Here is a 22,534-nt window from a genome sequence, read left to right on the forward strand (position 1 = left end):
GGCCGAGGCCGGCACCCCCGCGGGGATGCCGGCCTCGGACGAGGGCGCTGCGCGTCAGTTCACGCCGGGGATCACGATCCAGCCGAGCGCGAGCACGATCCACAGCACGACGAGCACGAGCGCGATGACGGTCAGCGCGATGCCGCCGCGCCGGGTGCTGCCGCGCATGAAGAGCTGCACGGCGAGCACGATCGCGAGGATGATCGCGAGCACGACCGAGCCGAGTGGGATGCCCGTGAAGAACAGCGAGAGCAGGAACAGCGCGGCGGCGACGATCTCGACGATCGCGAGCACGCTGGATCCGCGACCTCGCGTGCGCATGATGCCGTCGACCAGGGCGAGGATGCCGCCGGCGAGGGCGATGACGAGGAGCCAGGACAGGGCGAGCATGGGGGTCTCTCCTTCGGTGTGGGGTCACCTTCATCCGGGGGACCGGCCCCAGGACGGCGGCCAGCCTAGCGACGGGACGCGGTGGGGCGCCGCCCGTTGCGCGCGAGCCCGGAACCGGTGTAAGCCGCGCGCGGCGGACGCGGTCGCCATCGCCGATCCGCACCGATCGTCCCGGAATCCCGTCGACCGGGAATGGAAACCGGGCGTCATGCGGTTTCACTCCGTGGCCGCGGCCTGCTGGACTCGTATCCGGCGGCCGCGCATCGACCCGCGGCATCCGGCGCACGACGCCCGCCGCCACCGACACGTCACGAACGGAGCCCCATCCATGACCCGCACCCGCACGATCCTCGGCCTCGCCGCCGCATCCGCCGCCGTCATCGCGCTCGCCGCCTGCTCGAGCGGCGACGGCGGCTCGGGTTCCGGCTCCGGGGCGACGGATGCCGCGGGCGACGACTACGGCCTCGTGCAGGCCGGCACGCTCACCGTCGCCACCGAGGGCACGTACCGTCCGTTCAGCTTCCACGAGGACGGCTCGGGCGACCTCGTCGGCTACGACGTCGAGGTCGCCGAGGCCGTCGCCGAGAAGCTCGGGCTGGAGGTCGCCTTCCAGGAGACCCAGTGGGACGCGATCTTCGCGGGCCTCGACGCCGGCCGCTTCGACGTGATCGCCAATCAGGTCTCGATCACCCCGGAGCGCGAGGAGCAGTACCTCTTCAGCGCCCCCTACACCGTGTCCCGCGGCGTGATCGTCGTCAACGAGGGCGACAGCTCGATCTCGTCGTTCGACGACCTCGAGGGCAAGACCACCGCCCAGTCGCTCACGAGCAACTGGTACGAGCTCGCGACCGAGTCCGGCGCGAACGTCGAGGCCGTCGAGGGCTGGGCGCAGTCCGTCTCGCTGCTCCAGCAGGGCCGCGTCGACGCGACGATCAACGACGAGCTCACGTTCCTCGACTACGTGAACACGACCCCGGATGCCGCGATCGAGGTCGCCGCCGAGACCGAGGAGACCTCCGAGAGCGCGTTCGCCCTCACCCAGGACAAGGAGGCCCTCGTCGAGGCGATCGACGAGGCGCTCGCGGAACTCCGCGAGGAGGGCGTGCTCGCCGAGCTCGGCGAGAAGTACTTCGGCACCGACGTCTCCGAGTAGTCCGCGAGCGCGAGCGTCGCCGTTCCCGTCCGATGAGGGCGCCGGGACGGCGACGCTCCGCACGGGTGGCAACATTGGGCGGGAGGCCGCACCCGCGGCATCCGTCGACGGCCGAGGGGATGTGAGCCGGTGAACGAGAGCGTGCAGCTCTTCCTCGATTCGTTCTGGCCGATCGTGTGGGGCGGCATCAGCGGCACGATCCCGCTGTCGCTCGCGTCGTTCGCGATCGGCCTCGTGCTCGCGCTCGTCGTGGCGCTGATGCGCCTGTCGAAGAACCGGGTCGTCTCGAACGTCGCCCGGTTCTACATCTCGGTGATCCGCGGCACGCCGCTGCTCGTGCAGCTCTTCGTGATCTTCTACGGCCTGCCGTCGATCGGCGCGACCATCGATCCGTGGCCGAGCGCGATCATCGCGTTCTCGCTCAACGTGGCCGGGTACGCCGCCGAGGTGATCCGCGCGGCGATCCTGTCGGTGCCGAAGGGCCAGTGGGAGGCCGGGTACACCATCGGGATGTCGTCCGCGACGACGCTGCGCCGCGTCATCCTGCCGCAGGCCGCGCGGGTCTCGGTGCCGCCCCTCTCGAACACGTTCATCTCGCTCGTGAAGGACAGCTCGCTCGCGTCGCTCATCCTCGTGACCGAGCTGTTCCGCGTCTCGCAGGAGATCGCGTCGGCCACGTTCGAGTTCATGCTCATCTACGTCGAGGCCGCGCTCATCTACTGGCTGTTCTGCCTCGTGCTGTCGGGCGGGCAGTCGGTGCTCGAGAGGAGATTGGACCGCTATGTCGCGCACTGACGACGCCGCGTCGGGGGAGGCCGGGGTGCTGCTCACGGCACGCGGCATCCGCAAGTCGTTCGGCGACCACGAGGTGCTGCGGGGCATCGACTTCTCGGTGCGTCGCGGCGAGGTCGTCACGCTCATCGGGCCCAGCGGGTCGGGCAAGACCACCGTGCTGCGCTCGCTCAACGGCCTCGAGACGCCGGATGGCGGTTCCCTCGAGTTCGACGGCGGCCCCGCGATCGACTTCTCGCGGCCGCTCTCGAAGGGGGATCGCATCGCCATGCGCGACCGGTCCGCGATGGTGTTCCAGCATCACAACCTGTTCCCGCACATGACCGTGATCGAGAACGTCGTCGAGGGGCCGCTGCGCGTGCAGCGCGTGCCGAAGGCGCAGGCGTTCGCCGAGGCATCCGCACTGCTCGAGCGCGTCGGGCTCGCCGAGAAGCGCGACCAGTACCCGTTCCAGCTCTCCGGCGGGCAGCAGCAGCGCGTCGGCATCGTGCGGGCGCTGGCGCTGAAGCCCGACCTGCTCCTCTTCGACGAGCCGACGAGCGCGCTCGACCCCGAGCTCGTGGGCGAGGTGCTGCACGTCATCAAGGAGCTCGCCGACGAGGGCTGGACCATGGTCGTCGTGACGCACGAGCTCGCGTTCGCCCGACAGGCCGCCGACGAGGTGCTCTTCATGGACGGCGGCGTCATCGTCGAGCGGGGAGGACCCCGCGACATCTTCACGAACCCGCGCGAGGAGCGCACGCGGAGGTTCCTGGACCGGATCCTCCGCCCGCTCGATTGACGCGGGCGTCGCGAGGCGCCCAGCGTCCGTCCGCGCCGGGCGCGTAACGTGAGGGCATGCCCGCGTCCGTCACCGGCTCCGCCGCAGGGGTGACGACCGCGAGGCGCTGGCTCGGGATCTTCCGGCTCGCGATCGCCGTGCTCGAGGTCGTCGCGCTCATCGCGAACTACCAGTACGTGCTGCGCTTCCCGCTGTTCGCCTCGCTCAACTTCTTCAGCTACTTCACCGTGCAGTCGGCCATGCTCGCGGTCGCGACGCTCGTCGTCGCCGCGTGGTTCGCGTGGTTCCGCGTGCGCGACCCGGTGTGGCTGGGCGTGTTCCGCACCATGGCCACCGTCTACCTCCTCGTCTCGGGGGTGGTGTTCGCGCTCATCGCCGTGCAGGCGTCGAGCCGCGACTACCGGTTGGAGGTGCCGTGGTCCGACACGCTGCTGCACTTCGTGGTGCCGGTGCTCGCGCTCATCGCCTGGACCGTCGACGCGACCATGGCCGTGAATCCGCCCGTGCCGTGGTCGACGGTCGGCTTCGTGCTCCTCTTCCCCACGGTGTGGCTCGCCTACACCCTGCTGCGCGGCGCGCAGATCGGCTGGTACCCGTACTTCTTCCTCGACGAGTCGCAGGTCGGCGGGTACGGCGGCGTGCTGGCGTACTGCGCGATCGTGCTGCTCATCTTCGTCGCGATCACGGCGGTCCTCGTCGCGGTGCACCGGCGGCTCGAGCGCCGCGGCGTGCGCCGGCGGGTGCACCGGCGGCGGCTGGCGGCCGAGGCGGCCGAGGCGAGGGATGCCGCAGGGCGGGGGGCCGGCGCGATCCCGCCCACGTCGCCCGCGGAGTGGCTCGTCGGCGCCGACCGCCGCTAGCCGGTCGCGGCGAAGGGCGCGAGGGCGTCGAGCACGACCTCGAGGGCCTCGTCGTCGTCGTCGATCTCCGCGACGCGGCGTGCGTGCTCGGCGGCGAGCATGCCGACGAGCGCGGGTCGGCGCGGGTCCTGGCCGAGGTCGAGCCAGGCCGCGACGGTCGGCGTCGCGCCCGCGACCGTGAGCACGTTCGGCGTGCCGCGGCCGGGAAGCGGGCCGGGCGTGGCATCCGTCGTGGCGCGCCAGAAGGGCGCGTCGAACCGGAGCCACACGAGGTCCACCGCGCCCATGCCCAGCAGGGAGATCGCCCGCTGGTGGCGGAGCGGCAGCGGAGGGGCGAACGCGATCGTGTCGGTCCGCAGCACGCCGATCGAGGCGGTCACGATGGCGCGCTGCACCCTGATCGACTCGCCCGTGTCCAGGCGGAGCCCGACGCCGCGGTCGTCGACGGCGACCTCGGTGACGACGCTGCCGCCGGCGATGTCGACGCCCTCGGACAGCTGGTCGAGCAGCCCGGTCCATCCGCCCGTGACCTGGCCGGTCGGGCGCCACACGCGTTCCACGTCGAGGCGCTGCGCGGACAGTCGCGTGGGCGTCGTGCCGGTCGCCGGCTCGATCCCGCTCGCGAGCGCGTGGCGGAGCCAGTCGGTGGGGCTCAGTCCGAGGTCGTCGGGTTCGCGCGGGAGCGGGACGACACCGGAGTCGACGAGTGCGGTGGTGAGCGAGACGTCGGAGGGCTGCGCGAGCGCCCAGGCGTGCGCTGCGGCGACGGCGTCGGCACCGGTGGGCGGCGGCGGTCCGAGGTCGGCGCCGTCGGGTGTGCGGACGTCGAGCACGGGCGTGAACCGCCGGGTGGCCACCGCGGCCCGGCGCAGGACCGACCGCATCGTGGCGAGGTCGGACACGAACGGGCTGCCGAGCTCGACGGGCCCGGCGAAGTCGTCGTCCTCGATCGAGTGCAGGCGTCCTCCGAGCCGGTCGGACGCCTCGATCACGACCACGTCGATTCCGCGATCCGCGAGCGTGCGGGCGGCGGCGAGCCCGGCGATGCCCGCGCCGATGACCGCGACCCGGTCGCCCTCCTCGGCGACGTCGGCCATCGCACGCCCCGCGCGGAGGCCCTCGTTGTAGGCGCCGTGCACGGTGCCGGGCGCCGTCGCCGACGTCGCCTCACCCACGATCACGAGTCGGTCTTCGATCGGCTCGCCGAGCGCGGCGCGGAGCTCGGCGTCCGCCCCCACGCCGTCGAAGCTGAACGCGCCGCGGACGAACGGATCCGCGGTCCAGCGCGAGCGACGGAACGCGACGGGCTGCGGGACGCCGGCCGCCGTGGCACCGGGCGTCGGCGTGCGCGTGCCCGTGGGGGCGGGCGATGCGGTCGGGTCCGGGCGACCGTCGGTGCAGGCGGTGAGGGCGAGCGCCGCACCCGACAGGGCCGTGGCGAGGAACGCACGTCGCGGCATCCGACCGGCGGGCCCCCGTGCGTCCATGTGCCTCAGGCTAGCCGCTCGCCCCGCGGGGGCGGCGCTCGGCGGCCGCGCGGTCCGGGTTCGCAGGACGCGGGCGGTCGGGGGCCCGGGGTGAGGCCCGTCGCGCGTGTCGTCCTGCGAACCCGGCTCGCCGGTCAGCCGGTTGGCCGGTGTGTCAGCCCAGCTCGGCGTCGGCGAGCCCGAGCGCGGCGTCGATGATGTCGAGGCCCCGCACGAGCTCCTCCTCGGTGATGACGAGCGGCGGGGCGACGTGCATCCGGTTGAAGTGGATGAACGGCCAGAGGCCCGCCTGCTTGCACGCCGCAGCGACCTTCGCCATGGGCGCGGCATCCGCCCCGGCCGCGTTGAACGGCACGAGCGGCTCGCGCGTCCCGCGGTCGCGCACGAGTTCGATCGCCCAGAACAGGCCGAGCCCGCGCACCTCGCCGACCGACGGATGCCGCTCCGCGATCTCGCGCAGCCGCGGCCCCACGACCCGCGAGCCGAGGTCGCGCACGCGCTCGAGGATGCCGTCGCGCTCGAACACCTCGAACGTCGCGACGCCCGCCGCGCACGCGAGCGGGTGACCCGAGTAGGTGAGCCCGCCGGCGAACGGCACGGTGTCGAAGTGCGACGCGATGCGCTGGGAGATGACCACGCCGCCGAGCGGCACGTAGCCCGAGTTCACGCCCTTCGCGAACGTGATGAGGTCGGGAACGACGCCGAAGTGGTTCACCGCGAACCACTCGCCGACCCGGCCGAAGCCGACCATGACCTCGTCGGCGATGTAGACGATGCCGTGCCGGTCGCATATCTCGCGCACGCCCTGCAGGTAGCCGGGCGGCGGCACGAGCACGCCGTTCGTGCCGACGACCGTCTCGATGATGATCGCCGCGACCGTGTTCGCACCCTCGAGCGTGATGACCTGCTCGAGGTGCGCGAGCGCCCGCTCGGTCTCCTCGGCCTCGTTCGAGGCGTGGAAGGACGAGCGGTACGGGTACGGCCCGAGGAAGTGCACGACGCTGCCGTCGCTCGGCTCGTTCGACCACCGCCGTGGGTCGCCCGTGAGCGAGATCGCCGTCGCGGTGCCGCCGTGGTAGCTGCGGTACATCGACAGCACCTTGCGGCGGCCGGTGACGGCGCGCGCCATCCGCACCGCGTGCTCGTTCGCGTCGGCGCCGCCGTTCGTGAAGAACACCTTGTCGAGGTCGCCGGGGGCCACCTCGGCGATGCGGCGGGCCAGCTCGCCGCGCACGTCGTTCGCGAGCGCGGGCTGGATGGTCGCGAGCCGGCCGGCCTGCTCCTGGATCGCGGCGACCAGGTCGGGGTGCTGGTGGCCGAGGTTGAGGTTGACGAGCTGGCTGCTGAAGTCGAGGTACGCGTTGCCCTCGTAGTCCCAGAACGTCGAGCCCTCGCCCGCGGCGACGGGCAGCGGGTCGATCAGCGCCTGCGCGCTCCACGAGTGGAACACGTGGCGGCGGTCGTCGGCGCGCACCTGCGCCTCGGCGGCGGCGTCGGGCAGCGGATGCCGCGTGCCGTGGCGGTCGACGTACGAGGCCGTGGTCGCGGCATCCGTCGTCGCGGCATCCGTCGTCCCTGCGGGGATGAGCGTGTCGGTCATGTGGTTGCTCCTGTGGAGTTCCGAGGGGTCGCGACACGCCGTCCGCGCGCTCCGGCGCGCGGCGTGTCGCGACCCCTCGGGAGGAAGGGGGGAGGTGGAGAGAGGAAGGGTCAGTGGTTCTGGGGGAAGCCGAGGTTGATGCCGCCGTGCGTGGCCGGGTCGAGCCAGCGGCTGGTGACGGCCTTCTCGCGCGTGAAGAAGTCGAAGCCGTGCACGCCGTAGGCCTTGCTGTCGCCGAAGAGCGACTTCTTCCATCCGCCGAACGAGTGGTAGGCGACCGGCACCGGGATCGGCACGTTGATGCCGACCATGCCGACCTGCACCTCGTTCTGGAAGCGCCGCGCGGCGCCGCCGTCATTCGTGAAGATCGCCGTGCCGTTGCCGAACTCGCCGGAGTTGATGAGGTCGAGGCCCTCGTCGTACGAGGCGACGCGCACGACCGAGAGCACCGGCCCGAAGATCTCCTCGGTGTACGCGCGCGACGTGGTGGGCACGCGGTCGAGCAGCGTCGGGCCGAAGAAGAAGCCGTCCTCGTGGCCGTCGACCGTGAAGCCGCGGCCGTCGACCACGACGGTCGCGCCGTCGGCCTCGGCGATGTCGACGTACGAGGCGACCTTGTCGCGGTGCACGTCGGTGATGAGCGGGCCCATGTCGGGCTCGACGCCGTCGATGCCGGCGCCGTTGCCGATCTTCAGCCGGGCGATGCGCTCGGAGATCTTCGCGATGAGGTCGTCGGCGACGGGCTCGACGGCGAGCACGACGGAGATCGCCATGCAGCGCTCGCCCGCGGCGCCGTAGCCCGCGTTCACGGCGGAGTCGGCGACGAGGTCGAGGTCGGCGTCGGGCAGGACGAGCATGTGGTTCTTGGCGCCGCCGAGGGCCTGGACGCGCTTGCCGTGCTTCGACGCGGTCTCGTAGATGTACTGGGCGATCGGGGTCGAGCCGACGAACGAGATCGACTGCACCACGGGCGACGTGAGGAGGCCGTCGACCGCGAGCTTGTCGCCCTGCAGGACCGTGAACACGCCGTCGGGCAGCCCCGCCTCCTTCCACAGCTCCGCGAGCCAGAGCGCGGCCGACGGGTCCTTCTCGCTGGGCTTCAGCACGACGGCGTTGCCCGCGGCGATCGCGATCGGGAAGAACCACATCGGCACCATGGCGGGGAAGTTGAAGGGGCTGATGACGCCGACCACGCCGAGCGGTTGCTTGAGCGAGTAGACGTCGATGCCCGACGAGGCGTTCTCGGAGAAGGCGCCCTTGACCAGGTGCGGGAACCCGGTCGCGAGCTCGACGACCTCCTGGCCGCGGAGGATCTCGCCCATCGCGTCGGAGAGGACCTTGCCGTGCTCGGCGGTGATGATCGCGGCGAGCTCGCCCTTCCGCGCGTTGAGCAGCTCGCGGAACGCGAAGAGCACGCTCTGGCGCTTCGCGACCGAGTACCCGCTCCAGACCTCGAACCCGCGCTGCGCCGAGGCGATCGCGGCGTCGATCTCGGCCTGGTCGGCGAGGGCGACCTCGGCCCGGACGGCGCCGGTGGCGGGGTTGTACACGGGCGCGGTCCGGCCGGACGTGGACGCGCGCAGCGCGCCGTCGATCCAGTGGCCGATCTGCGGCACATCGACGGTCGCGGCGGACGAGGTGGCGGTCTCGGTGAGGCTCATTGCAGTCCTTCGGTGGGGTGCGGTGTCGCCGGATGTCCCGAATCGGACAGATCGACCGGCGGCTCGGTACGCTGGTGATGCCCAGCCTGACAGAGAGCGAGTGGAGCCGAGGGTGCCAGAGCGTCGCGAAAACCCGAGTGATCGTACGGATCGTCCGGATGGTCTCCCGCGCGGCGCGAACCACGCCGCCGGCGATGCGGCCCTCCCGACCGTCCGAGAGATCCTCGCGCTCGAGGCGGTCGCCGCGGGCGTCCCGGAGGTGCTGGTCGGCGACGCCGCCCTGGACGCGCGCGTGCGGTGGGTGCACGTGTCCGACAGCGTGGGCGTCGCGCGCCTGCTGAACGGCGGCGAGCTCCTGCTCTCGACCGGGTCGGGATGGCCCGCCGAGCCCGACGAGCTGCGCTCGTTCATCGCCGAGCTCCACGAGGTCGGCATCGCGGGGCTCGTGCTCGAGCTCGGCGTGCACTACCGCTACGTGCCCGCGGTCGTCGTGCAGGCGGCCGCCGTGCACGGCCTCGCACTGGCCGCACTCCACCGCGAGGTCAAGTTCGTCGCGCTCACCGAGGCCGTGCACCGGCGCATCATCGCCGAGCAGACCATGGCGCTGCACGCCCGCGACGAGGTGCGCGAGCGGTTCACGACGCTCGCCCTGCGCGGAGCGCCGGCCGACTACATCGTGCAGCAGCTCGCGCAGACCCTCGGCGCGCCGGTCGTGCTCGAGAACCTCGCGCACGAGGTCGTCGCGGCCGACCTCCCGCCCGACGCCGAGGAGGAGCTGCTCGGCCGATGGCAGCGGCGATCCCGCGAGGCCCATCGGCGCGTCGCGTCCGAGGCCGGCGCGACCGGCGGCTGGCTCATCGTCCCGGTCGAGGCGCGCGGCATCCGCTGGGGCCATCTCGTCGCGCTGCCGGGCCCCGTCCACCCCGCCGGGCGGACGGGCGTGCTCGAGCAGGGCGCGATCGCGCTCGCACTCGGGCGCCTGGCCGACGGCGACGATGACACGTGGGGGCGCGTCGGCCGGCAGCGCCTCGTCGAGCACCTGCTCTCCGGCAGGTTCGCCGGGCCGGGCGGGGCGGCGGCCCGGCTCGAGGCGGCGGGGCTGCCGGTCACGGGCGCCGAACTGTACGGGGTCGTGGCGACCGGCCGCTCCGGCGGGGGCGAGGCGGATGCCGCGGCGCGCGCGCTCGGCGGGCGCGCGATCGAGGGCCGCACGCCGGGTGAGGGCGCCGTGCCATCCGCTCGCGTGGTGCTGCTCTCGCTGCCCGCCGGCACGCGGTTCGACGACGCGGCCGCGCGACGGTTCGGAACGGCGCTCGCCGCGGGCACGTCGACCGACGCCGGCTCGGGGGACGCCGCCGCAGCCTCGCTCGCGATCGGCTCGCGCGCCGGCGACCTCGACGGCCTGCTCGTCTCGGTGCAGGAGGCGCTCGACCTCGCCGCCACGCCACTGCCGCGCCAGGCGCGGGGGATCGTGGTGCGGCGGTCGGAGGACCGCCCGCTCGTGCGGCTCGTGACCTCGCTCCGCGACGACCACCGGCTGCAGGAGCTCGGCGAGCGCATGCTCGCCCCCCTCGTCGAGCACGACCTGGCCCGCGGCGGCGACCTGCTCGACGTGCTCGGCGCCCTGCTCGCGCACCCGGGCAACCGCACGGCGGCGGCGCAGTCGAGCCACCTCTCGCGGTCGGTGTTCTACCAGCGGCTCACGCTCATCGGCGACCTGCTCGGCGCCGACCTCGACGACGGCGAGACCCTCACGGCGCTGCACCTCGCGCTGCTCGTGCGGCGCGGCGCCCGTGTTCGCTGAGGCGGCGGGTGCGCGCTGGGCCGACTGATCGACTGATGGACGAACCCCTCACTTGCTATTGACAAGTTTACTTGCAAAGAGCAAGCTGGGCGCATCAGGCACCATCCGCGACCACACCACCGGAGGACACCATGACCGCGACCAACATCTTCGTGAACTTCCCCACGACCGACCTCGACCGCTCCAAGGCGTTCTACGAGGCGCTGGGCTACAGCATCAACCCGAACTTCACCGACGAGAACGCCGCGTGCGTCGTGCTCGACGAGAATCTGTACTTCATGGTGCTCACGCGGGAGTTCCTCGGCACGTTCACCGACAAGGAGATCGTCGACCCGAAGACCCACGCGCAGATGGCCGTGTCGCTGACCTGCGAGTCGCGCGAGGCGGTCGACCAGATGATGGCCAAGGCCCTGGCGGCCGGCGGCACCGAACCGCGCGAGGCGCAGGACTACGGCTTCATGTACTCCCGCGACCTCGAGGACCCGGACGGGAACATCCTCGGGTACCTCTACATGGAGCCGGCCGCCGTCGAGAAGGGCCCCGAGGCGTACCTCGCCGAGCAGGCCGCAGCGTCGGGCGCCGGCACCGGCACGGCCTGACCGGGCCCGGCGAATGGCGACACGCGCCGCCCGCGGCTTCGGCCAGTACGGCGGCGTCGCACGGACCCTCGAGCGGGTCGGAGAACGGTGGGCGCTGCTCATCGTCCGCGACCTGCTCGTCGGCCCCCGCCGGTACAGCGACCTGAAGGCGGGGCTGCCGCGCATCCCCACCAACATCCTCAGCGACCGGCTCAAGGAACTGCAGGAGGCCGGCGTCATCCGCCGCGTCCCCACGGTGCGCGGCGGGTACGAGCTCACCGCGCCGGGGCGCGACCTCGAGCCCGTGATCGTCGCCCTCGAGCGATGGGGCTGGTCGCTGCTCGGCGAGCCCGCCGAGGGTGAGCAGCTCACGCGCGAGGCGCTGGCGACGGCGTTGCGGGCGGCGTTCCGGGCGGATGCCGCGGCGGGGGCGCCGCCGACCGAGTACGTGCTCCACGTCGGCGAGGCATCCGTCGTCGTCGAGGTCGTCGGAGCGACCTTCGACGTCGTGCCCATCGGGCCCGGCGCACTTCCGCAGCCCCGGCGATCGGGGCCCGAGCCGGGTTTCGAGGCGACGTGCGAATTCGCGCTCGAGCCGGCCGAGTTCGCCGAGCTGCTCGCCGGCCGGTCGGATGCCGCGGGGGTGCAGCTCCTCGCGGGCGACCTCGAATCCGTCGAGCGCTTCCGGCGCACGTTCCGCATCGATCCCGTCGAGCCGCACGGCGGGACCGGCGCGCCCGCGGCATCCGTCGCCTGACTGCTCGGACCCCTCAGAGGCGCGGAAGCGGCTCGTGGGGACCGGCCGGCAGGTCGATCGCGATGGCGTCGCCCGGCCGGACGACGCCACCCTCGAGCACGACGGCCATGACCCCGGCGCGGAGCCGGGTCGCGCCGCGCTCACGGCGGATCATCCGCACCATGAGGCCGGGCTGGAACCGGTCGATCTGCACGCACGGGGTGCGCAGTCCGGTGAGTTCGACCTCGGCCGAGGCGCCGAGGCGGAGGCGGGTGCCGAGCGGCAACGCGAGCAGGTCGACGCCCGTGGTCGTCACGTTCTCGCCGAGTTCGCCGGGTGCGACCTCGTGCCCCTCGACGGCGAGCTCGTCGAAGAGCTCGCCCTGGATGAGGTGCACCTGGCGTCGGTTCGGCTCGGTCCGGGTGCCGCGGAACCGGGACCGGCGCGTGACCGTCGTGCCCGCGTGCGCGTCGCCCTCGACGCCGTGACCGGCGACGAGCACGACCTCGTCCCGCTGCGGCTTGGAGAAGCGGTGGCGGTCGTCGCGCGCGACGGCCACGACGGCGGGCTCGGGCGACTCGGACTCCATCGCTCAAGTATCCGCCGTGTCGGCCGCGCCCCGCCGCCGAGTCGCCGCGAATCGATCTTCCCGCGCGCGGGAGGGTCGGTTCCTGGCGACTCGAGGCGCGATGCCGGGGGAGGGGGCGCGCCGGGATCAGCGGGCGATGAAGAGCTTGCGCAGCGTCGCGGCGACCGTCCAGACCGTGCGCATGCCCGCCTCGAGACGCACGACGGAGCCGGGGCGCAGCTCGATGCGCGGCAGGGCCGGCTCGATGAACTCCACGGTCGCGGCGCCCGCGATGACGAGGAACACCTCGTCCACCTCGGTGTCGCGCATCGCGCCCGGGGTCATCTCCCAGACGCCGAGCTCGCCCGCCCCGCCGGCAGCCGGCTCGTCGACCGGCGCGTATCCCGTGGTCGGCGCGCCCGCGACGACCTGGTCGGACGGCACCGGCTCGTGCTCGAGCGGCAGCGCCGCGGCATCCGTCACCGAACCCGCGACGAGCCGGGCGAGCGCCCCGGCGCCCTCGGCGCCCCTCACGAGTCGAACCCCAGGCCGAGCGCGTCGAGCGTCTTCAGCAGGAGGTTGCGCCGGCCGAGGTCGTGGTCGGCACGGTCGAGCGACCAGCGGGTGAGGTTGATGCCGACGGATGCCGCGGGCTCGGGCGGGAACGGCAGCGGCCTCGTGCGCACCATCTTCAGCCGCGTGCGCTCGGTGTCGCGACCGGCGAGGAGGTCGAGCATGGTCTCGGCCATGAACCGCGTCGAGGCGACGCCGAGGCCGGTGAACCCCGAGGCGTAGGCGACGCGGCCCTCGCGGGCGACCCCGGTGAACGCGGTGAACTGCGTCGACGTGTCGATCGCGCCCGCCCACTTGTGCGTGAAGCGCAGGCCCTCGAGCTGCGGGTGGGTCGTGAAGAAGTGGCTCGCGAGCTTCTCGAAGCTCTCGGGGCGGTCCTCGTAGCGGTCGCGGATGCGGCCGCCGGCGTAGTAGATCGCGTCGTAGCCGCCGTAGAGGATGCGCCCGTCGCGCGTCATCCGGGAGTAGTGGAACTGGTTGGCGAGATCGCCGACGCCCTGCCGGTTGGCCCATCCGATCGACCGCTGCTGGTCGGCCGAGAGCGGCTCGGTCATGAGCACGTAGTCGTAGACGGGGACGGTCATGAGCCGGTTGCGCTTGAGCAGCGACGGGAAGACGTTCGTCGCGAGCACGGCGCGGGTCGCGTCGACGCGCCCGTGATCGGTGACGAGCTGCACGGCGCCGGTCGAGCCCGGCGTGTCGAGCCGCTTCACCGGCGACCGCTCGACGATCTCGACGCCGGCCTCCTCGGCGACGCGCGCGAGCTCGGCGGCGAGCTTCGCCGGGTGCAGGACGGCGCTCGTGCGCGTGTTCCAGAGGCCCGCGAGATAGGTGGGCGAGTCGACCTCGGCGCGCACGCGGTGCTCGTCGAGCAGCTTCACCGAGTCGTCGCCCCGGCTCGCGGCATCCGCTGCGGCCTCGTGGAGCCACTCGACCTGGTGGGGCTCGACCGCGACGTCGAGCGAGCCGTTGCGCTCGAACTCGACGTCGATGCCGAGGTCGGCCTCGGATGCCTCGATCGCGTCGAGGTTCGCGAGGCCGAGCCGGTCGAGCTCGTCGATCTCGTCGGGCCAGCGGTTCAGGCCGTTCTCGCGCCCGTGCGTGAGGCTCGCCTCGCAGAAGCCGCCGTTGCGGCCGGATGCCGCCCAGCCGATCCGCCTGCCTTCGAGGAGCACCACGCGCAGGTCGGGGTCGGCGCGCTTCGCGAGCACGGCCGTCCAGAGGCCCGTGTACCCGCCGCCCACGATCGCGAGGTCGGCGGTGCGGACGCCCTCGAGGCGCGGTCGGGCGCGCCTGGCCGTGTCGGGCAGGTCGTCGATCCAGAAGACGGCCTGCCGCGCGACGGCGAGGGCGTGGTCGATGACGGATGCCGCGGGCCTGCGGCGTTCGAAGACGGTCGTTCCCATGCGGGATCACTCCAAGCGTGTACGGATGAGTCCCATCTTGCCGCATATTGCACACGCGGACAATAGCGCCTGTGGACGGCCGCTGCAGATGTCGGCGGATCAGGGGAGGATCGACGGCATGCCCGCCGTGCCGCCCGCCCCGCCCGTGCCGCCGCCTCCGCCCGACCTGCTCGAGTTCGACGCCGACCTCTCCGGTCCCGAGCTCGACCTGGCGCAGTGGATCCCGCACTACCTCCCGCAGTGGTCCAGCCGCGAGCAGACGCGCGCCCGCTACGACGTGGCCGACGGCGTGCTCCGCCTCCGGATCGACGCCGACCAGCCGGAGTGGTCGGCCGAGTACGACGGCCGCACCCAGGTGTCCAACCTGCAGACCGCCGTGCGCTCCGGGCCCGTGGGGTCGGAGTCCGGACAGCACCCGTTCCGCGACGGGCTCGTCGTGCGCGAGGCGCAGGGCGATCGGCGCCTCTACACGCCGCATTTCGGGCGGGTCGAGATCGTGGCGGCCATCGACGGCATCGACGAGCACGCCATGGCCGCCCTCTGGATGATCGGGATCGAGGAGGAGCCGGAGCAGTCCGCCGAGATCTGCGTGTTCGAGGTCTTCGGGCGCGACATCGCCGAGGACGGCAGCGCCCTCGTCGGCATGGGCGTGCACCCGTTCCGCGACGCGTCGATCACCGACGACTTCGAGCAGGTCGCCTTCCACGACGACGTCCGGGAACCCCACACCTACACGGTCGACTGGCGACCCGACGAGGTGGTGTTCTCGATCGACGGCCTCGTGCGCAGGCGCGTGCCGCACTCGCCGCAGTACCCGATGCAGCTCATGCTCGACGTGTTCGCGTTCCCGCCGGAGCCGCCCGCGACGGCGAGGTACCCGCAATCGTTCGCCGTCCACGCCGTGCGGGGGTATCGCGCCGGCTGACCCGCGACGACGACGCCCCCGTCATCGGCTCGCGCGCTGCAGTGCCCGCTCGATCTCGATGAGGGTGCGGAAGCTGCGGACCATCTCGCGGGTGGAGCCGAAGTTCAGCGCGATCTCGGCGTCGTGCACCGGGTCGTGCCAGACATGGGTGGCGAGGATCCCGATGTGGCCGATCGGTCGCGGCAGGCCGCGGAGGAGCGGGCTCAGGCCCTCGAACCGCACCTGCATCGTTCCGGCTCCGTAGCGGATGCCGGGCCGGAACCGGTTGCGCGGCTCGGCCAGGTAGGCGAGGTGCTCCGCGCGGATCAGGCGACCGTGGTGCAGCGCGTCGCTGAACGCGAGGAGGTCCGGCGCGGTGGTCGCGATCCCGCCGCCGGCCCAGTCGCAGCTGAGGCTGCGGTGGTCCGTGACCTCGTGCCGGCCGAGCCGGACGGGCGCGATGACGGTGCCGCCGAGCGGCCCGGCGTCGGGCGCGAGCGCCGGACCGCCGTCCCGGACGGGGCGCGAGTGGAACATGAGCGAGCTGTCGGGCATGCCGACCGGCTCGACGACGCGCTCGTGCAGCAGCTCGTGGAACGCGCGACCCGTCGCTTCCTCGAGCAGGCGTCCGAGCAGGACGTACCCGGTGTCGGAGTAGTGGAAGCGCTGACCCGGCCGGCCGACGGGGCGCTGCCGATCGCGACTGAAGTCGAGCAGGTCGCGCGGCGTCCAGAAGCGGTCCGGTTCGTCGACGACGAGCTCGACCAGCGTGCGCCCGTCGGTCACCGGCCCCTCGAAGCAGTCGGCGACTCCGGCGGTGTGGGAGAGCAGGTGGTGCACGGTCGCCCCGCCCGCGGCATCCGTCGACCCGGCCGTGTCGAACAGGCCCGCGAGCTCCTCGTGGGGAAGCAGGGCGGTCAGCGGGGTGTCGACGGTGAACGCGCCCTCGGCGACGGCCTGCATGACGAGGGCGGCGGTGAACAGCTTGCCGACGCTCGCGCCGTGGAAGCGCGTCGCCGGGTCGCCGAAGCGGTAGTCGATCCCGAGTCGCGGGGCGCGGACCGCGACCTGCGGTGCGCCGAGCTCGCCCCGTCGTGCGGTCACCCGCTCGAGATGGCGGTCGACGCGCGCGGCGAAGTCGGATGCGGCGGTCATCTGCGAGAATCCTCTCGTCGCGATTCGTGATATCACGACTCGTGATATCACGTTGAGTAACATAGGGGAGCGGGACGCCGTCGGCAAGGGCTGATCGCGGCTCGACCGTTCGGAGAGGGAAGCGACCGTGGGGCACGTGATCCTGGGACTGCTCATGCTGCTCGGCCCGCAGACGCTCTACTCGCTGAACAAGCAGTTCGAGCGCGGTCCGTCGCTGTTCTACCGGGCGAGCTTCGGCAGCCTGCAGTCCGCGCTCCGCGGCCTGCTCGCGGCCGGGCACGTGACCGTGCATGCCACGACCGAGAGCGGGCGGAACAAGAAGAACTACTCCGTGACGGATGCCGGCGCGAGGGCGTTCCACGAGTGGATCCGCTCGCCGCTCGCCGGCGGCGACCTCGAGGTGGCCGCGCTCTCGCGACTGTTCCTGCTCGGGCTCGTCGATGGCGCGGGGGAGCGCCGCGGCATCCTCGACCACATCACCGACGAGGTCGAACGAGAGCTCTCGCGGCTCGAGGAGTACGCCGACGCCCTCGATGCGCAGGCGGGCGACATCCCCGACGCGTATCGCGGGGTGTTCCGCTACCAGCGCGCGACGCTCGACTACGGCCTGATGTCGCACCGAGCGGCGCTCGCCTGGTTCCGCGACCTCGCCGGGCGCGAGGGCTGATCCGCGCCGAGGAGTCGCAGCACGCCGTGCGCGGGCGGTAGCGCGGCGTGTTGCGACCCGTCGGGAGGGCGACGGCAGGGCGGTGGAGCGGCGGGCGAGGGTCAGGCGCGGGGCGCGTGCGCCTCGAGGAACTGGTACACCTCGGTCGGGTCGACGCCGGGGAAGGTGCCCGTCGGCAGTGCCGCGAGCAGCGAGGTGGGCGTGCGCGCGGCCGGCCACGAGGCATCCGCCCACTTCTCGGAGAGGGTGGCCGGCGGGCGGCGGCAGCACGACTCGTCGGGGCACCGCGAGACCGAACGGCGCGGCGTCTCGCGGCCGCGGAACCACTTCACGTGCTCGAACGGCACCCCGACCGAGACGGAGTACTCGCCCTCCTTGGCCTTCTCGATGCGCGAGGTGCACCAGAACGTGCCCGTCGACGTGTCCGTGTACTGCGAGTAGGGCGTGAAGCGGTCCTCGGCGTCGAACACCGTGCGCGCCGTCCACTGACGGCACACCGTCGTGCCCTCGACGGCGCCGAGCGCGTCGGACGGGAAGCGCACGGCGTCGTTCTCGTACGCCTTGATGATCGTGCCCGACTCGTGCACCTTCATGAAGTGCACCGGGATGTCCAGACGGGCCGTGGCGAGGTTGGTGAACCGGTGCGCCGCGGTCTCGTACGAGACCGCGAAGTGATCGCGCAGCTCCTCCATCGAGATGCGGCGGAGGTTCTTCGCCTCGGTGAGGTAGCGCACCGCGGCCTGCTCGGGCAGCAGGATGGCGGCCGTGAGGTAGTTCGTCTCGATGCGCTGGCGCAGGAAGTCGCCGTAGTTGCCCGGCTCCTCGTGGCCGAGCAGGTGCGAGGCCAGCGCCTGCAGGATCGGCGAGCGCGAGTCGCGCGACGGCGACTGCTGCGTCGGCAGGTAGATGCGCCCGTTGCGCTTGTCGGTGACCGACCGGGTCGAATGCGGCAGGTCGCCGACGTAGTGCAGCGAGTAGCCGAGGTGACTCGCCATGTCGGCGACGAGCTGGTGGGAGACCGGCCCGCCGCTGTGGCCGACGGCCTCGAGCAGCTCGGCCGCCTTCGCCTCGAGCTCGGGATAGAAGTTGTCGCGCGCGCGCATCTCGGCCCGCAGCTGCGCATTCGCGCGTCGAGCCTCCTCCGGCGTCGCCGCGCGCTCGCGGTGCAGGCGGTCGATCTCGTTGTGCAGCGCGAGGATGGTCTGCAGCGTCTGGTCGCTCATCGTCTTCGCGACGCGGAACGGCTCGAGGCCCAGTGCGGAGAACACCGGCCCGCGCTGTGCCCGCTCGACCGCGATCTCGAGCGCGGCACGCTCCGAGGGCGCGTCGGGTCGCAGGAGCTCGTCGGCCGTGGTGCCGAGGGCGAGCGCGATCGTTCGCAGCATCGACAGGCGCGGCTCGCGCTTGCCGTTCTCGATGGCCGACACCTGGCTGGGGGCGCGGTCGATCGCCGCGGCGAGCGCCCCGAGCGTCATGCCGGCGGCGACCCGTCGGTCCCGGATGCGGCGTCCGAGCGTCAGCGCATCGACCTCCTCGGGTGCCGGCTCGGGCGGGGCGCCGACGATCCCGGCGGGGGCCGCGGCGAGGGCGGCGGGGCGGAGGCGATCGGCGGTGACCATGCCCCATGGTCACATGGGGCCGCGGATGTCGCAAACGGAAGGATCGCGGAAGTTCTGCCGCATCAACCCCCATCTGCCGGATTTCGCGCCGAAACCGGGCAGGCTCCGATGAAGAATCGCCGATCTGCACGCGAACCGGGTCTCCATGTTCGGTGCCGCCCGAGCATCCGCGGCCGACGTATGACAGAGTGGCGGGGGCTCGCGCACGGCGGGCCGACGACCCGAAGGACCCTCCCGTGACCCTCCGCCGCCTGTCGCCCGCGCTCGTCGCGCCGGCGATCGCCGCCCTGCTCCTCGCCGGCTGCTCCGCCGGTCCCGCCGCGAACGAGGCCGAGTCGTCGAGCTCGCCGTCCGAATCGGCCTCCGAGAGCGCCTCGGGCCAGACCGAGGCCGAGGCCTGCGCCGCCATGGTCGGCGGACTCGAGAACCTCGCCGGCCTCGACCCGAACCAGCTGATGGACGACATGACGAACGATCCCGACGCCGCGATCGCCACGCTCGACGAGGCGGAGTCGGCCATCGTCGCCGCGACCGACGAGGTGACGAACGCCGAGCTCGAGCCCATCGCGCAGGAGGCGGCGGCGGCGACCACGTCGTACTTCGACCTCATCCGCGACGCCGCCGCGGACCCGGCATCGGCCGACGTGACCGCGATCCAGACCGGCCTCACGACGTTCACCGAGGCGTTCATGGAGGTCCAGGAGGCCTGCACCGCCTGATCGAGTCCGAGCCGATGCGGCCCGTGACCGGCGCTCAGTCGCCGAGCGCGGGTCGCAGCTCGTCCGCGAAGAACTCGATGAATCCGTCGGGATCGGGGCCGAGGTTCATGATCGCGATGCGGTCGTAGCCCGCCTCGCGGTACGCCCGCACCGCCTCGACGTGCACCTCGGGCTCCGGACCGCACGGCACCTGCTCGCGCACGTCCTCGAGCCGGATGAACTCGGACGCCTCCTCGAAGTTCGCCGGGTTCGGCAATTCGCTCATGACCTTCCAGCCGAGCAGCGACCACCGCGACGTCTCGTGCGCGGCCCGCGCGGCGGCATCCGCGTCGGACCCCCACGCGAGGCCGACCTCGCCGAACCTCGGACCCGAGCCGCCGGCCCCCCGGTACGCCTCGATGAGCGAGGCGTCGGGGTCGGTGCCGAACAAGGCGTCGCCGTGCTCGGCCGCGAGCTCGGCCGCCTGCGGGCCGCCCGCGGCGACGGCGATGAGCGGCAGCTCGTCGGGCAGGTCGAAGATCCGGGCGTCCTCGAGGGCGAGGTACGCGCCGTCGTACGACCGGTACCCGCCGGACCAGAGCAGGCGGATGATCTCGATCGCCTCGCGCAGCATCGCCTGGCGGTCGGACACCGACGGGTACCCCTGGCCGACCACGTGCTCGTTCAGGCGTTCACCGGAGCCGAGTCCGAGCGTGAACCGGCCGTCGCTCAGCAGGGCGACGGTCGCGGCGGCCTGGGCGATGATCGCCGGGTGATACCGCACGGTGGGGCACGTCACCCCGGTGGCGAGTCCGATGCGATCCGTGGACGCGGCGATCGAGCCGAGCACCGACCAGGCGAACGGGGAGTGCCCCTGCGCGTCGAGCCACGGGTGGAAATGGTCGCTCATCTCCACGAAGTCGAATCCCGCCTCCTCGGCGAGACGCGCCTGGCGCACGAGCTCCTTCGGGTCGAACGCCTCGGCGGCGAGCTTGTAGCCGAACTGCACGGCCATGCGGTCCCCCTCCCGGCGCCGCCCGGAGCGCCGTGGTCGGGCCGGCCGCTCGGCGAGCGCGCGTCCAGCGAATGTACCCAGGCGGCGGTGCCGCGGGAACCGGTTGCGTCTCCGGTCCGGGACGTGTAGCGACCGCTCCCTCTCGCCCCGACCCGGCTCGCGCGGGGTTATACGCGCACGGTTCGATCCCCGCAAGTCCCTTCTGGCCCGACTTCGCCGCTCCTAGCGTGACCTGTGCACATCCGCCATCGAGGCGCGGCCGATCGCCGCCCTCGGAGAGGAAAGGGGCGAACATGGTGAACACCGCAGGGACCGGAAATCCGGATCTCAAGCAGGAAGCAGGTGCGGCCGGCCACCGGGTCGCCGACACCGCGAAGCAGGAGGCGCGCTCGGTCGCGTCGGAGGCGAAGTACCAGGTCCGCAACCTCGCGGGCCGGGTCGGCAGCGAGGTCCGCTCGCAGGCGTCGACCCAGCAGCATCGGGCCGCGGGCGGCATCCGCGACGTCGGCTCGCAGTTCTCGGAGATGGCCGCGACCTCGACGCAGTCCGGTCTCGCCCGGGATCTCGTCGAGACCGTCGGTTCGCGTGCCGACTCGGTCGCCACGTGGCTGGACCAGCGCGAGCCGCAGGACCTCCTCGACGAGGTCAAGCGCTACGCTCGCCGTCGTCCGGGGGTCTTCCTCGCGATCGCCGCGGGCGCGGGTGTCGTCATCGGACGACTGACGCGATCCCTCGCGACACCGAGCGACTCGTCGTCGGACGCCGACGCCAGGGCGCTCACCGCGACGGATGCCTACGGCACCGACTCCGCGGTCACGACCGAGTACCCGGCCACGGGTGCGTACACCGGCACCTCCGGGACGTACGGCACGGGCACGGTCGGCGGCCAGCACGTGGCCGACCCGCAGACCACGTGGGGCGCGGAGCCGACGACCGGCGTCACCGGGACGGACCCCTACGCCGACCCGTTCCCCGGCGATGACACTCGTCGGGGCGACGTGACCGGAGCTCCGTGATGAGCGGCGCGTACACGGGAGGCGTCGATCCGCGATCCGCGGGCGCGCACGTCGCCGGAGCGCCCGCCGCGGACATCCCGACGCCGTCGGAGCAGAAGGCCGCGAGCACGTCGCTCGGCGACCTGGTCGCCGAGGTGAGCCGCGACTTCTCGACGCTCATGCGTCAGGAGGTCGAGCTCGCCAAGGCCGAGGCCACCCAGTCCGCCAAGCGTGCGGGCAAGGGCGCGGGCCTGTACGGCGGCGCGGGCGTCGCCGGGCACTTCGTCCTGCTGTTCCTGTCGATCGCACTCTGGTGGGGCCTCGGCGACCTGATCGAGAGCCTCGGCTGGTCCGCGGTCATCGTCGCGGTCCTCTGGGCCATCGTCGCGGCCGTGCTCTATTTCACGGGAAAGAAGGAGTTCGAGCGCGTGCAGGGCATGCCCCGCACGGCGGACAGCCTCAAGAAGATCCCGGACACGCTCAAGAGGAATGAGGAGAACCGATGACTACCGATCCGAACGCCATCCGTTCCGACATCGAACGGACGCGACTCGAGCTCGGCGAGGACGTCGACGCTCTCGCTGACAAGGTCAATCCCGGCAAGGTCGTGCACCGCCAGGCCGACAAGGTGAAGGGTGCGTTCCGTCGCGCGAAGGACCGCGTCATGGGCAGCGCCCAGGACGCCGCCGGCAACACGCAGGGTGCGCTGCACTCCGCGGGCGAGACGGTCGGCCAGGCGCCGCAGCGCGTCGCGTCGGCCACCCGGGGCAACCCGATCGCCGCGGGCCTGATCGTCTTCGGCGCCGCGTGGCTCGTGTCGTCGCTCATCCCGGCGTCGCGCCCCGAGCGCCAGGTCGCCGAGAAGGCGAAGGAGGCGGCCGGTCCGCTCGTCGACGAGGTCAAGAACGTGGCGCAGGATGCCGCGGAGAACCTCAAGTCCGACGCACAGGACGCCGTCCAGTCCGTCAAGGACCGCGCCGGCGAAGCCGCTGAGAACGTCAAGACCGAGGGCAAGGTCGCGGCGGCCGACGTGAAGGACGCGGCCCAGCAGGGCTCGTCCGGCACCGGCCAGACGTACCAGTACTAGGGCCC

At 72.6% G+C, this 22,534-nt stretch carries 23 protein-coding genes; 13 read left to right on the plus strand and 10 right to left on the minus strand.

Going from position 1 to position 22,534, the window contains the following annotated elements; genetic code table 11:
• Positions 1–54 precede the first annotated feature (54 nt).
• A complete protein-coding gene (locus tag WBQ80_RS11175) occupies positions 55–390 on the minus strand; it encodes a hypothetical protein (RefSeq protein ID WP_336573241.1) in 336 nt (111 codons plus the stop codon).
• Between the two features lie 328 nt (positions 391–718).
• Between WBQ80_RS11175 and WBQ80_RS11180 the strand changes: the two genes are divergently transcribed.
• From WBQ80_RS11180 to WBQ80_RS11195, 4 genes are all read left to right on the plus strand, one after another.
• On the plus strand, positions 719–1,543 hold the full coding sequence (locus WBQ80_RS11180) for an amino acid ABC transporter substrate-binding protein (RefSeq protein WP_336573240.1): 825 nt from the start codon (positions 719–721) through the stop codon (positions 1,541–1,543).
• A gap of 129 nt (positions 1,544–1,672) precedes the next feature.
• Complete coding sequence (locus WBQ80_RS11185; RefSeq protein WP_336573239.1) at positions 1,673–2,338, plus strand: amino acid ABC transporter permease; 666 nt, start codon at positions 1,673–1,675, stop codon at positions 2,336–2,338.
• On the plus strand, positions 2,325–3,116 hold the full coding sequence (locus tag WBQ80_RS11190) for an amino acid ABC transporter ATP-binding protein (protein WP_336573238.1): 792 nt from the start codon (positions 2,325–2,327) through the stop codon (positions 3,114–3,116). The genes WBQ80_RS11185 and WBQ80_RS11190 overlap by 14 nt, the downstream gene beginning before the upstream one ends.
• A 56-nt stretch (positions 3,117–3,172) precedes the next feature.
• Complete coding sequence (locus tag WBQ80_RS11195) at positions 3,173–3,976, plus strand: Pr6Pr family membrane protein (protein ID WP_336573237.1); 804 nt, start codon at positions 3,173–3,175, stop codon at positions 3,974–3,976.
• Here WBQ80_RS11195 and WBQ80_RS11200 read toward each other — a convergent pair.
• From WBQ80_RS11200 to WBQ80_RS11210, 3 genes are all read right to left on the minus strand, one after another.
• Positions 3,973–5,463 carry a flavin monoamine oxidase family protein gene (locus WBQ80_RS11200; RefSeq protein WP_336573236.1) on the minus strand — a complete coding sequence of 497 codons (1,491 nt, stop codon included), beginning with the start codon at positions 5,461–5,463 and terminating at the stop codon, positions 3,973–3,975. The genes WBQ80_RS11195 and WBQ80_RS11200 overlap by 4 nt on opposite strands.
• Positions 5,464–5,617: 154 nt before the next feature.
• Entirely contained in the window at positions 5,618–7,063 is a 1,446-nt protein-coding gene (locus WBQ80_RS11205; protein ID WP_336573571.1) for an aspartate aminotransferase family protein, read from the minus strand.
• A gap of 110 nt (positions 7,064–7,173) precedes the next feature.
• Positions 7,174–8,724 (minus strand): CoA-acylating methylmalonate-semialdehyde dehydrogenase, encoded by a 1,551-nt coding sequence (locus WBQ80_RS11210; RefSeq protein WP_336571578.1) that lies wholly within the window; start codon positions 8,722–8,724, stop codon positions 7,174–7,176.
• Between the two features lie 112 nt (positions 8,725–8,836).
• Here WBQ80_RS11210 and WBQ80_RS11215 point away from each other — a divergent pair, with 112 nt between their 5' ends.
• From WBQ80_RS11215 to WBQ80_RS11225, 3 genes are all read left to right on the plus strand, one after another.
• Positions 8,837–10,528, plus strand: a complete 1,692-nt coding sequence (locus WBQ80_RS11215; protein ID WP_336571579.1) for a PucR family transcriptional regulator — start codon at positions 8,837–8,839, stop codon at positions 10,526–10,528.
• A gap of 131 nt (positions 10,529–10,659) precedes the next feature.
• Positions 10,660–11,127, plus strand: coding sequence for a VOC family protein (locus tag WBQ80_RS11220; RefSeq protein ID WP_336571580.1), 468 nt, complete (start codon positions 10,660–10,662; stop codon positions 11,125–11,127).
• A 13-nt stretch (positions 11,128–11,140) separates the two neighbouring features.
• Positions 11,141–11,863 carry a winged helix-turn-helix transcriptional regulator gene (locus tag WBQ80_RS11225; protein WP_336571581.1) on the plus strand — a complete coding sequence of 241 codons (723 nt, stop codon included), beginning with the start codon at positions 11,141–11,143 and terminating at the stop codon, positions 11,861–11,863.
• Between the two features lie 13 nt (positions 11,864–11,876).
• On the opposite strand, the gene WBQ80_RS11230 is transcribed toward WBQ80_RS11225, so the two are convergent.
• From WBQ80_RS11230 to WBQ80_RS11240, 3 genes are all read right to left on the minus strand, one after another.
• On the minus strand, positions 11,877–12,431 hold the full coding sequence (locus WBQ80_RS11230; protein WP_336571583.1) for an MOSC domain-containing protein: 555 nt from the start codon (positions 12,429–12,431) through the stop codon (positions 11,877–11,879).
• A gap of 126 nt (positions 12,432–12,557) precedes the next feature.
• Positions 12,558–12,944 carry a cupin domain-containing protein gene (locus tag WBQ80_RS11235; RefSeq protein WP_336571584.1) on the minus strand — a complete coding sequence of 129 codons (387 nt, stop codon included), beginning with the start codon at positions 12,942–12,944 and terminating at the stop codon, positions 12,558–12,560.
• Positions 12,941–14,389 carry an NAD(P)/FAD-dependent oxidoreductase gene (locus tag WBQ80_RS11240; protein ID WP_336571585.1) on the minus strand — a complete coding sequence of 483 codons (1,449 nt, stop codon included), beginning with the start codon at positions 14,387–14,389 and terminating at the stop codon, positions 12,941–12,943. The genes WBQ80_RS11235 and WBQ80_RS11240 overlap by 4 nt, the downstream gene beginning before the upstream one ends.
• A 118-nt stretch (positions 14,390–14,507) precedes the next feature.
• Here WBQ80_RS11240 and WBQ80_RS11245 point away from each other — a divergent pair, with 118 nt between their 5' ends.
• Positions 14,508–15,314 carry a glycoside hydrolase family 16 protein gene (locus WBQ80_RS11245; protein ID WP_336571586.1) on the plus strand — a complete coding sequence of 269 codons (807 nt, stop codon included), beginning with the start codon at positions 14,508–14,510 and terminating at the stop codon, positions 15,312–15,314.
• Positions 15,315–15,335: 21 nt separating this feature from the next.
• Here the strand turns inward: WBQ80_RS11245 and WBQ80_RS11250 are convergent, their stop codons facing one another.
• Positions 15,336–16,448: a serine hydrolase domain-containing protein gene (locus WBQ80_RS11250; protein WP_336571587.1), complete on the minus strand. Its 1,113-nt coding sequence runs from the start codon at positions 16,446–16,448 to the stop codon at positions 15,336–15,338.
• Positions 16,449–16,575: 127 nt separating this feature from the next.
• Here WBQ80_RS11250 and WBQ80_RS11255 point away from each other — a divergent pair, with 127 nt between their 5' ends.
• Positions 16,576–17,115 (plus strand): PadR family transcriptional regulator, encoded by a 540-nt coding sequence (locus WBQ80_RS11255; protein WP_336571588.1) that lies wholly within the window; start codon positions 16,576–16,578, stop codon positions 17,113–17,115.
• Between the two features lie 101 nt (positions 17,116–17,216).
• Here WBQ80_RS11255 and WBQ80_RS11260 read toward each other — a convergent pair whose 3' ends face one another.
• Positions 17,217–18,734: a helix-turn-helix domain-containing protein gene (locus tag WBQ80_RS11260; protein ID WP_337282558.1), complete on the minus strand. Its 1,518-nt coding sequence runs from the start codon at positions 18,732–18,734 to the stop codon at positions 17,217–17,219.
• Positions 18,735–18,970: 236 nt separating this feature from the next.
• Between WBQ80_RS11260 and WBQ80_RS11265 the strand changes: the two genes are divergently transcribed.
• Positions 18,971–19,453 (plus strand): hypothetical protein, encoded by a 483-nt coding sequence (locus WBQ80_RS11265; RefSeq protein WP_336571590.1) that lies wholly within the window; start codon positions 18,971–18,973, stop codon positions 19,451–19,453.
• Positions 19,454–19,487: 34 nt separating this feature from the next.
• Here WBQ80_RS11265 and WBQ80_RS11270 read toward each other — a convergent pair whose 3' ends face one another.
• Complete coding sequence (locus WBQ80_RS11270; protein ID WP_336571591.1) at positions 19,488–20,447, minus strand: TIGR03557 family F420-dependent LLM class oxidoreductase; 960 nt, start codon at positions 20,445–20,447, stop codon at positions 19,488–19,490.
• A gap of 293 nt (positions 20,448–20,740) precedes the next feature.
• On the opposite strand from WBQ80_RS11270, the gene WBQ80_RS11275 reads away from it, so the two are divergent.
• From WBQ80_RS11275 to WBQ80_RS11285, 3 genes are read left to right on the plus strand one after another with little or no spacing between them, the layout of a single operon-like run.
• Positions 20,741–21,463 (plus strand): hypothetical protein, encoded by a 723-nt coding sequence (locus WBQ80_RS11275; protein ID WP_336571592.1) that lies wholly within the window; start codon positions 20,741–20,743, stop codon positions 21,461–21,463.
• A complete protein-coding gene (locus WBQ80_RS11280) occupies positions 21,463–21,948 on the plus strand; it encodes a phage holin family protein (protein WP_336571593.1) in 486 nt (161 codons plus the stop codon). The genes WBQ80_RS11275 and WBQ80_RS11280 overlap by 1 nt, the downstream gene beginning before the upstream one ends.
• Positions 21,945–22,529, plus strand: coding sequence for a DUF3618 domain-containing protein (locus tag WBQ80_RS11285; RefSeq protein ID WP_336571594.1), 585 nt, complete (start codon positions 21,945–21,947; stop codon positions 22,527–22,529). The genes WBQ80_RS11280 and WBQ80_RS11285 overlap by 4 nt, the downstream gene beginning before the upstream one ends.
• The last annotated feature ends 5 nt before the right edge of the window (positions 22,530–22,534 follow it).

This window comes from Agromyces sp. CCNWLW213 (assembly GCF_037199545.1).
Classification (GTDB): Bacteria; Actinomycetota; Actinomycetes; order Actinomycetales; family Microbacteriaceae; genus Agromyces.